Source organism: Legionella sp. (assembly GCF_049790535.1).
GTDB lineage: Bacteria > Pseudomonadota > Gammaproteobacteria > Legionellales > Legionellaceae > Legionella.
The window spans coordinates 1-9,137 of sequence record NZ_JBAQZB010000087.1; the positions used below are offsets into that span (position 1 = coordinate 1).

The window sequence follows — 9,137 nt, forward strand, 5'->3', positions numbered from 1 at the left end:
GAACAGAGTCCGTTAGCATTTTATTCTAATTTAATTTTTTACCATCTCCCCTTAGTAGCAGAGTTACTAAGATGGATAGTTTAAGAAACTAATGAAATATAATCTTTTGCCAATAGATCAGCATGATGTGGCGTGGTAAAAAATGCATTTAACTCACCATGAGGATTAAATAACATTAGAGCACCACTATGTTGTAGGTCATAGTGTTGAAGATCATTACTGTCTTTATATATAACCTTTGCATAAGCAATTCCCAATTCTCGAGTTATTGCTTTAATAGAGGTCTCATCCCCTCGAGCACCATAAAAAGCAGGATGAAATGAAGTGACATAATTACCCAATTTCTCTTGGTCATCGCGATCAGGATCAATAGAAATCATTACTACATGTGGTAAATTCTTTATTTCCTTGCTTTCAAGGATACGGTACATTTTTCCTAATTCAGCCATAGTGGTTGGACACAAATAACCACAATTGGTAAAACCAAAAAATACCAATGTCCATTGATCTTGTAAGCGTGCATTATCAAATGTTTTTTGATCAATACCTATCAAGTTAAATTGATTTATTGTTCTCGGATTTTCAAGATAAGTACCATGAAAATTTACCACGTCAATTTTTTTCTTAAAATAGAGGTGATTTCTCACAAAAATTCCCGAAAATAGCCCTCCTAGAGCCAGTAATATAACTACAGTAAAGGTAACACCCTTAGACTTGAGATTCATTCACTCTTCCTTACAAATAGTGATCAATTAATAAAAAAACGAATAATAACATTAAATATACAATGGAAAATCGAAATGTTTGCATCGCCACTGCTGCTTTATCTGTACGATATAATTTATGGGTCCAAAATAAAAATCGTATCCCAAGAAATAAGGCACCCATTAAATAAAACAAGCCGCTCATCCCTACTATAAATGGTAAAGTACTCACAACGAGCAATAAGATGGTGTATAAGTAAACATTCAACTTGGTAAATTGAATTCCATGAGTCACTGGCAACATAGGAATTTCTGCATGTTGGTATTCTTCGTGTCGGTAGATAGCCAAAGCCCAAAAATGAGGAGGTGTCCAAGTAAATATGATTAATACTAATAATAAAGCATTGGGATCCAACTGATTAGTAACGGCAGTCCATCCTAACAAAGGAGGCGTAGCACCGGCTAAGCCACCAATCACTATATTCTGTGGGGTAGCACGCTTTAAATAACCAGTATAAATAGCTGCGTAACCAATTAACGTGAAAAAAGTTAACAGTGCTGTCAATTTATTCACAAAAACAATCAAAAAAGCCAATCCCAAAACGCCCATAATTAAAGCAAACCATGAGGCCTGAACCACAGAAACACGGCCATGAGCAATAGGTCTTTTTTTCGTTCTGGCCATGATTGAGTCAATGCGTCGATCAACTACGTGGTTAATTGCTGCCGCACTACCTGCACATAACCCTATACCCAATAACGAAGCAGCTAATAAAGATAAATTAATCCAACCAGGTGCTGCTAAGTACATACCAACTAAAACAGTTAACAGCATCAACATCACTACACGAGGTTTGCATAACTCTACGTAATCACTCCAGGCAACTGGTGGACGCACTCTCAAATCAACTTGCATTGTTTTGCCCTCTGTACGTAAAGTGAAATGAACAAAACAATGTACTCAGTAACAAAGCAGCAACTCCATTATGTGCGACAGCCACTGTAATTGGCATTAAATAAATTACATTCAAAATTCCTAAAATAAACTGTACTAATACCAATAAAAACATCGCCAATGCAGCAACTCTTAAATAACGAGCCTGTGATCTCAACATTATGAACAGGGAAAGAACTAAAATATATGCAGCAGTCACCACAGCTCCCGCACGATGGATAAATTGAATAGTCATACGAACCTCATGATCCAATAATCCTCCTTGATAATTAGCTCCTACAGGTGAAAATAAATTAAATCCTTGCGAAAAATGCAAATCAGGAAACCAAACTCCATTACACTGAGGAAAACCAATACAGGAAATTCCCGCATAATTTGAACTTACCCATCCTCCTAATGCAATTTGGAAGAAAACAATGAACATAGCGAAACACAACCAAGGACGCCACTGTGGCAAATCCTGCCCTTTCAAGGAACTGATTTGTAAACGCAAACGGCTTAAGCAGGCAACAATAAGCACTCCTCCTAAAAGATGCGACATTACGACCACAGGCAGCAGTTTTAACGTCACTGTCCACATACCCAATACAGCTTGAAAAATAACTAAAAGCAACAATGCCACAGGCAAATGCCAAGGAACATTAGCCCCTTGCAGACGCTTACGTAACATTGAAACACTAATAAAAAAAATTAATAACGCTAAAGTACCTGCCGCATAACGGTGAACCATTTCCGTCCATGCTTTTCTAGCTTCAATAGGGATCTGCGGATAAGTGTTTTGCGCTTCCATTAATGCAACTTTATTAGCGCCAGGAAGTACCATCCGACCATAACAACCAGGCCAATCTGGGCAACCCAAACCTGCATCAGTCAGACGCGTATAAGCACCTAACATAACGACCAATAATGATAAAAGCACAGCACTGGTTGCCGCATAGCGTACTAATTTATTTTGCATTGAATTAACCATTTTTTTCTGTTGTAGTAAGCAATAATTTCAAATCTCTATAAATATCATTAGGATTAGCTAATGACGCATAACTAAGAATTAAATAATTATTAGGATCAGCTAAAAATACCTTTGCCTCAGAGAATAAAGTCTCTTGAGCATTTACATCAGCTGCAGTCAATTGCGCCACCTTAAAATCCAATTCCTTTAACATGGATCGTGCTTCTTGGGATAAAGATGGGGTTTTATCATCAAGAATAAGCCACTGATCCACTTGATATAATTTACGCCCTAAAGCCAAGCGTATTCTCGCTAAGGTTTCCAATTGTTTCAAGCAAGCTAGATCGCAGGCATTTGGAGTCCAAAAAACAATATGCCATTTGGATTCTCCTTTTAACGCATTTAAAACTACAGGAGGGCTTAGTAAAGTTCCTTTATTAATTTTTGTTGAACTTAACCATTTAGGATGTTGATAAAATTCATAGGCTGCGATACCAGGGGCAGCAAATACAGCAATTAATAACAGCAAAACATAAAATTTATTGGACTGTTTCTTCATTTTTTTTCTTCAGATTTAATGCTAAAAATAGAGTTAAAATTACAAAAGCCATAGCAAACCATTGCAGCGCATAGGCTAAATGCCGTTGCGGAGGCATGGCTACTATTTCCCATTCACGCACAAATCCATATGTATCTTGCTTGTCGAGACGAATAATAAACGGATAGACTCCTTTTTGCAAAAGTTGACTTAACAATTGTTCGTCAAAACGTTCAAGAATAATTAGGTTATTTCCTTTTTTTTCAATAACTGGTCCCAAAACCCATTGATTTTTATTGGGAAAATAAGCAGTTCCTTGTAATTGAATTAATTTATTGGGAATTTCAATTTTTGGGAAAATACGGCGTGTACCATCACCATGAAGCCACCCTCTATCGATCAAGACCACTGAGCCATCAGCAAGCTCTAAAGGTGATAAGACATCATAACCAAACTGATGTTGGTAATGCTGATTATCCAACAAAAATGTTTGAGACAAATAATTTCCCGCCAATTGGACACGCTCATATTGCAAAGGGAGTTTTTGCTTTGGAATCCAAACCTTGGGATTTAAGTTTTGTAGTCTTTTTTGCGTCATTATCATGTTTGTTTTTTCATCGGCACGCTGTATCTGCCAAAATCCTAATCGCATAAATAACAAAAAAAATAAAGTAGTCAAAAAAATCATCTTCCAACTTGGGATGAAACAAAATTTAAAAAAAGGTACACTAGGCATCAATTACTCAGATAGTTTCACAACAGATTAGGGTCTGTTGACATTTCTACTATCATGGCGAAATGTCAACAAACCCAAGCAGTTTTGGGAGTATAACAAATGATCACCAAAATCATCATCATCTTTGCTATGATTATTATCGCTGTCTCCTTAGCCAGTGGTCTTATTTTTCTTATTCGTGATTCAGGAAATACTAAACGCACGGTTAAAGCATTGACCTTACGAGTAGGTATCTCATTGAGTTTATTTATTTTTTTATTTGTTGCATTTAAACTAGGATTAATTAAGCCACATGCCATTTAAAATTTTCAGGGATTTATTATGCGTCTATATTTAATTTGTTTCATTCTTATTTGTAACGCAGTTAATGCAGATACGATTAAAAGTTACATGGGTATTGCCAGTACTATTCCCCAAATGGAAATTAAAGCAGATCCCCAAGCCCAAGCCTGGGCCAGATCGGCTCGGCACGTACTCACAATTACCTGTGAAAGTATTGAAGAAACGATGACTCATGCTAATGAACTAGCTCAAAAACAAGGGAATCCTATGTTTTGTCTGCCTCCAGGAGTGCAATTGAATGCTTTAAAGCTTGATGAGCTAATTCAGCAAACTTATAAAGAAATCTCAAGTCAACAAAGTGATAAGGATGCCATGACCGTCTCACAAGTTGCCTGGTTAGGAGTAACCAAACACTATCCTTGCAAATGCAATAGCGGAGCTAAAACTGAAATGGATCAGATCGCTGCGGCTGGGAGTGGGAAATAAAAACAAATTCAATTCTCTACTCAAAACCAAAATCTTTTGGATACAATGGCTAAGGTATCGGTTTTTTAAAAAAATAGTGACACCTCAGCCTTTCACTACTGACTAAACTCTTCGAAAGCTTCTAAAGCTTCAGCGGCATACATTAAAGAAGGGCCACCGCCCATGTATATTGCCATCCCTAAAGTTTCTAAAAGTTCTTCTCTAGAAACGTGTAATTTAACTAAGGTTTGAGAATGAAATCCAATACAACCCGGGCAATGATTTGCAACAGCTAATGCCATGGCAATTAATTCTTTAGTTTTCTTGTCTAAAGCACCATCTTTCGTAGCAGCCTGAGCTAAAGCCGAAAAACCTGCCATAACATCGGGCATTTCTTTACGTAGTTTAGCAAGTTGTGTATTAATACCTTGAGTAACTTGAGTAAATTTATCAGACATTGAAAAAACTCCTTTTTGGGTACGTTATAGCTATTTTATATGAAGTCACACTCTTTTCACTAATTGATTTTAATATTCGTTCGTCTAAGTCAATGTTCTAAGAAACTGCACGATTGAATGTTTCTTGAGCTAAAGTTAAACGACGTTCAATTTCTCCCAATTCAGCTTTTAGTTGTAAAGTCGCTGCTGAATTATGGTTATTATCTATCCTCTGTTCGAAAGTTTTGGCTAGCGCTTGCTGTTGCTTTTCCAAAGTACCAATATCCATTTCCAGCTGCGCTATCCATTGTTGTCTGGTACTTAACATTTTGACACCAAAATAAACTTTTTCTTCTTTTTTATTTTTTCGACTATGTATTTGGCATAAGGTTACTAAAACATTTACTTTTCGCCTAATCTGCTCTGCTAAATAAAAAGCACTACGTTCACTCTTCTGTTGTAATAGTGTTTGCAGATCCTCTTTAATTTCTGTGATACAAGCACCCGCAGTGGTTTCTCCTTCTCTATGGAAGCGAAATAAATTTCTAGGTAAATTATAACTTAAAAAAGAGAGGCCTAATTTACTAATTTTCCATTCTAATTCAGGCAATCTGGCAATTAATTCGGTTAATAATTGATTCGATTCAGTTAACATTTCAGTTGTGTAAATAAGGCGCTCCCTAAATTCTGTTTTATTGGCATGAGCTGGAGACACGCTAATTAAACTACAGGCTCCATATCTGAAGTTTTTGTTTGCAACCAAGAACTAATAAATGGAGGCGAACACATAAGAATTAAACCAATAATTAAGGTCAATTCATAACGCGTCAAACTACCGACATCAATGCCATCAGGTGGAATAAAACTAACTGCCAAAGTAGTACATACACCAATTATTCCCACACCGGCAACCACGACCATCCCCCAAATTTTACCAGGGATTTTAAATGGTCTAAAATGATTAGGTTCAGTAAAACGTAATCTAATCGCTGCTGTAAACATAATAAGATACATTAACATATATAATTGAGCTGCTAAAGCGGTTAATAACCAATAAGAGCCATTAACGCTAGGCATAAATAAGAACAAGCCAGACAATACGGTTACTATGGTTGCCTGAGTACATAACATCATCACTGGGGCACCTTTAGCATTGGTACGTTGAAATGAATTTGGTAAATTACCATCTTCTGCGGCAACTAATAATCCTTTCGTAGGAGCAATAATCCAGTTACTCACCCCACCAAGACCACCTAAAACCAACATCAAGGCCACTACAGGCATCATCCAGTACATGTGGTAACTTGTGAAGAATGCTGCAAAAGCCTGCATAATCCCTGCAACTAAATTAATATCGTTATGAGGTAACACGATGGCGATAGCCAATGAGCCAAAAATCAAAGTACTTAAAATAATTCCTACAGAATAAACTAAAACCTTAGGAAATGCGTATTGTGGATTATGCACATCATTTGCATGAACGGTGGCAATTTCGATACCACAAAAAGACATAATAATTGCAGTTAAAGAAACCCACATTGAGCGATCAGATAAGTGAGGAACAATGCTGGGTATGTTAAATTGTATTTGTAAGGGATTTCCTTGAATAATCCAAATCACACCCAAACCAATAATCAATGACATAGGCAACAATAAACCAGCAAGCGAACATAAATTGCTAAATAAAGCGGAAGAATGCATCCCTCGTAAATTTAATAAAGTAGCGCCCCAAAAACAACTCACAATAACAGCCCAAAGAAAAAAGGGATTGCTTGTTAAGGCAGGATTAATCAAATAACCGATAGTTCCAGCAACAAAAGACAAAATGGTAGGATACCAAATCACATTTTCAATCCATTGTAACCAAATAGCCAAAAAACCAATTTTCTTTCCAAAGGCCTGTTTTACCCAAATGTAAATTCCACCTTGTTTTGCCCATCCTGAAGCCAATTCAGCAGAAACTAATGCAGTTGGAATTAAGAAAAATATTGCCCCTAAAAAAAAATAAAATATTAATTGGCTGCCAAATAAGGCGGTAGCGGGTAGATTGCGAATGCTATCTACTGAGCCGACGGTAATCATCGTCAAACTGAAAATAGTTAGTGAGTGTTTTTTAGTGCTCATCGCCTTCCTTCATTGCAGTACGGGGCTTGCAGAAGCTTAAATTAAATCAAATTAAAGCTTAAGGAACCCTTAGTAATAGCATTCATAATAAAATCTTTTGTTAAAGTACCACGATTTAAATAGAAAATCCCTGTATTTCTATCAATCTTAGTGTAAATAATAAGATCGATGTGAAAAAAACTAGACCTGGAGGATTAAATTCGAATTGGCCTTTTAAAAGCATATTGTACTGTTAATTTTCTCTTATTCCAAACTTTTAGAGTATTTTCCACCTTTACATGCATTACAAAGTTTTTTGTTAGCGAGCTAGAATCAGCTCTTTTATCTCTTCATTTCCGAAGAGCACATGTGCTATAGTTTCCATTTTATTTTGAGTATCCTAATCATGTTTGATACCTTGACCGAACGTTTGACTCGTACCTTTAAAAATTTGCGCGGGCAGGCTCGATTAACCGAAGAGAATGTACAAAGCGCTCTACGTGAAGTCAGACAATCTCTCCTTGAGGCGGACGTCGCCTTGCCTGTCATTAAGGAGTTTATTGAACAGGTAAAACAAAAAGCATTGGGACAAGAAGTTTTAAACGACTTAAATCCAGATCAAGCATTTGTAAAAATTGTTCATGATGAGTTAATTCTTGTTATGGGTGGAGATCGTGCAGAGCTTGATTTTAAAACCCAACCTCCTGCTGTATTTTTAATGGCTGGATTGCAAGGCTCTGGTAAAACCACCAGTACAGCAAAACTTGCCCGTTATCTAAAAGAAACCGAAAATAAAAAAGTAATGGTAGCCAGTGTCGACGTATATCGACCTGCAGCACTCCAACAACTTAAAGTATTAGCAGAACAAATAGACGTCGCCTTTTTCCCAGCAGAAGCTAATGAACAACCACTTGTGATTGCTCAAAAAGCATTAGACAGTGCAAAAAAGCACTATGTGGATGTGCTACTTATTGATACTGCAGGCCGTTTGCACATTGATGCAGAAATGATGGCTGAGCTTACAGCTCTGCATCAATCACTTAAACCCATTGAAACGTTGTTTGTTGTGGACAGTATGACGGGACAAGATGCTGCTAACACAGCAAAAGCCTTCCATGAAACCTTACCATTAACTGGAGTGATTCTAACCAAAACTGATGGTGATGCGCGTGGTGGTGCTGCTTTGTCGGTGAAACAGATTACTGGCCAACCCATAAAATTCATTGGCAGCGGTGAAAAAGTTGATGCCTTAGAACCCTTTCATCCTGAGCGTATTGCTTCAAGAATTTTAGGAATGGGTGATATTCTTACCCTTATTGAAGAAGTTGAACGAAAAACAGACAAAAAAGCCAGCGAAAAGCTTGCTAAAAAACTAAAAAAAGGCAAAAGCTTTGATTTAGAAGATTTTAAACAACAATTGCTGCAAATGAATAATATGGGCGGCATTACGGGAATGATGAGTAAATTACCCGGTATAAACCAAATGATGCCCCAACAAACAATGAAACAAGTTGGTGACAAAGCCATGGCACAGACTATTGCAATTATTAACTCCATGACGCCTAAAGAACGTCGCATTCCTAAATTAATTGTCGGTTCACGTAAAAAACGTATTGCGTTAGGATCAGGGATGCAAATTCAGGATGTTAATAAACTATTAAAACAATTTGAACAAATGCAAAAAATGATGAAAAAATTCACCAAGCCTGGTGGTATGCAAAAAATGATGCGCGGAATTGGTGGAATGGCTGGATTGAAAGGTTTATTTCCAGATGATCTGATGTGATCCTAGGAAATCTTGTTCGGAACAAAGTGACGATTTATCCAGCTGAATTTATTGAAAATAATAGTTTTTAGAAGATAATTTGCAAGAATTACTTCACATGCCGTATTAATTTTCGTACAATACACGGCATTTTTACGTAACCACTCTAAAGTAGAGGAAAACAATGGTCGTTATACGTTTAT

Annotated in this window: 11 protein-coding genes; 3 read left to right on the forward strand and 8 right to left on the reverse strand. The window is 36.8% G+C overall.

Translation table 11 applies throughout. The features are described from left to right. Positions 1-80: 80 nt before the first annotated feature. From WA877_RS05065 to WA877_RS05085, 5 genes are read right to left on the reverse strand one after another with little or no spacing between them, the layout of a single operon-like run. Positions 81-725, reverse strand: a complete 645-nt coding sequence (locus WA877_RS05065) for an SCO family protein (RefSeq protein WP_425169849.1) — start codon at positions 723-725, stop codon at positions 81-83. A 10-nt stretch (positions 726-735) separates the two neighbouring features. Next, positions 736-1,620, reverse strand: coding sequence for a heme o synthase (cyoE, locus tag WA877_RS05070; protein ID WP_425169850.1), 885 nt, complete (start codon positions 1,618-1,620; stop codon positions 736-738). Beyond that, positions 1,610-2,617 (reverse strand): COX15/CtaA family protein, encoded by a 1,008-nt coding sequence (locus WA877_RS05075; protein ID WP_425169851.1) that lies wholly within the window; start codon positions 2,615-2,617, stop codon positions 1,610-1,612. The genes cyoE and WA877_RS05075 overlap by 11 nt, the downstream gene beginning before the upstream one ends. Positions 2,618-2,621: 4 nt before the next feature. Further along, positions 2,622-3,167 (reverse strand): hypothetical protein, encoded by a 546-nt coding sequence (locus WA877_RS05080; protein ID WP_425169852.1) that lies wholly within the window; start codon positions 3,165-3,167, stop codon positions 2,622-2,624. Beyond that, the gene (locus tag WA877_RS05085) at positions 3,148-3,882 is read right to left on the reverse strand and encodes an SURF1 family protein (protein ID WP_425169853.1); all 735 of its coding nucleotides are present in this window, start codon (positions 3,880-3,882) and stop codon (positions 3,148-3,150) included. The genes WA877_RS05080 and WA877_RS05085 overlap by 20 nt, the downstream gene beginning before the upstream one ends. 99 nt (positions 3,883-3,981) lie before the next feature. Here WA877_RS05085 and WA877_RS05090 point away from each other — a divergent pair, with 99 nt between their 5' ends. Both WA877_RS05090 and WA877_RS05095 read left to right on the forward strand, forming a co-directional pair. Next, entirely contained in the window at positions 3,982-4,185 is a 204-nt protein-coding gene (locus WA877_RS05090) for a twin transmembrane helix small protein (RefSeq protein ID WP_425169854.1), read from the forward strand. An 18-nt stretch (positions 4,186-4,203) separates the two neighbouring features. Next, positions 4,204-4,650, forward strand: coding sequence for a phosphatase (locus WA877_RS05095; protein WP_425169855.1), 447 nt, complete (start codon positions 4,204-4,206; stop codon positions 4,648-4,650). A 95-nt stretch (positions 4,651-4,745) separates the two neighbouring features. Here WA877_RS05095 and WA877_RS05100 read toward each other — a convergent pair whose 3' ends face one another. The 3 genes from WA877_RS05100 to WA877_RS05110 form a co-directional block, all read right to left on the reverse strand. Further along, complete coding sequence (locus tag WA877_RS05100; RefSeq protein ID WP_425169856.1) at positions 4,746-5,087, reverse strand: carboxymuconolactone decarboxylase family protein; 342 nt, start codon at positions 5,085-5,087, stop codon at positions 4,746-4,748. Between the two features lie 97 nt (positions 5,088-5,184). Then, a complete protein-coding gene (locus tag WA877_RS05105) occupies positions 5,185-5,721 on the reverse strand; it encodes a hypothetical protein (protein ID WP_425169859.1) in 537 nt (178 codons plus the stop codon). A gap of 65 nt (positions 5,722-5,786) precedes the next feature. Continuing rightward, positions 5,787-7,190 carry an APC family permease gene (locus WA877_RS05110; protein ID WP_425169857.1) on the reverse strand — a complete coding sequence of 468 codons (1,404 nt, stop codon included), beginning with the start codon at positions 7,188-7,190 and terminating at the stop codon, positions 5,787-5,789. A gap of 385 nt (positions 7,191-7,575) precedes the next feature. Between WA877_RS05110 and ffh the strand changes: the two genes are divergently transcribed. Further along, positions 7,576-8,955 (forward strand): signal recognition particle protein, encoded by a 1,380-nt coding sequence (ffh, locus tag WA877_RS05115; RefSeq protein WP_425169858.1) that lies wholly within the window; start codon positions 7,576-7,578, stop codon positions 8,953-8,955. The last annotated feature ends 182 nt before the right edge of the window (positions 8,956-9,137 follow it).

What these genes read in the sequence shown, in the direction of transcription:
- WA877_RS05065 (WP_425169849.1), bottom strand. Translation starts at nt 725, where the DNA reads ATGAATCTCAAGTCTAAGGGTGTTACCTTTACTGTAGTTATATTACTG.
- cyoE (WP_425169850.1), bottom strand. Translation starts at nt 1,620, where the DNA reads ATGCAAGTTGATTTGAGAGTGCGTCCACCAGTTGCCTGGAGTGATTAC.
- WA877_RS05075 (WP_425169851.1), bottom strand. Translation starts at nt 2,617, where the DNA reads ATGCAAAATAAATTAGTACGCTATGCGGCAACCAGTGCTGTGCTTTTA.
- WA877_RS05080 (WP_425169852.1), bottom strand. Translation starts at nt 3,167, where the DNA reads ATGAAGAAACAGTCCAATAAATTTTATGTTTTGCTGTTATTAATTGCT.
- WA877_RS05085 (WP_425169853.1), bottom strand. Translation starts at nt 3,882, where the DNA reads ATGCCTAGTGTACCTTTTTTTAAATTTTGTTTCATCCCAAGTTGGAAG.
- WA877_RS05090 (WP_425169854.1), top strand. Translation starts at nt 3,982, where the DNA reads ATGATCACCAAAATCATCATCATCTTTGCTATGATTATTATCGCTGTC.
- WA877_RS05095 (WP_425169855.1), top strand. Translation starts at nt 4,204, where the DNA reads ATGCGTCTATATTTAATTTGTTTCATTCTTATTTGTAACGCAGTTAAT.
- WA877_RS05100 (WP_425169856.1), bottom strand. Translation starts at nt 5,087, where the DNA reads ATGTCTGATAAATTTACTCAAGTTACTCAAGGTATTAATACACAACTT.
- WA877_RS05105 (WP_425169859.1), bottom strand. Translation starts at nt 5,721, where the DNA reads ATGTTAACTGAATCGAATCAATTATTAACCGAATTAATTGCCAGATTG.
- WA877_RS05110 (WP_425169857.1), bottom strand. Translation starts at nt 7,190, where the DNA reads ATGAGCACTAAAAAACACTCACTAACTATTTTCAGTTTGACGATGATT.
- ffh (WP_425169858.1), top strand. Translation starts at nt 7,576, where the DNA reads ATGTTTGATACCTTGACCGAACGTTTGACTCGTACCTTTAAAAATTTG.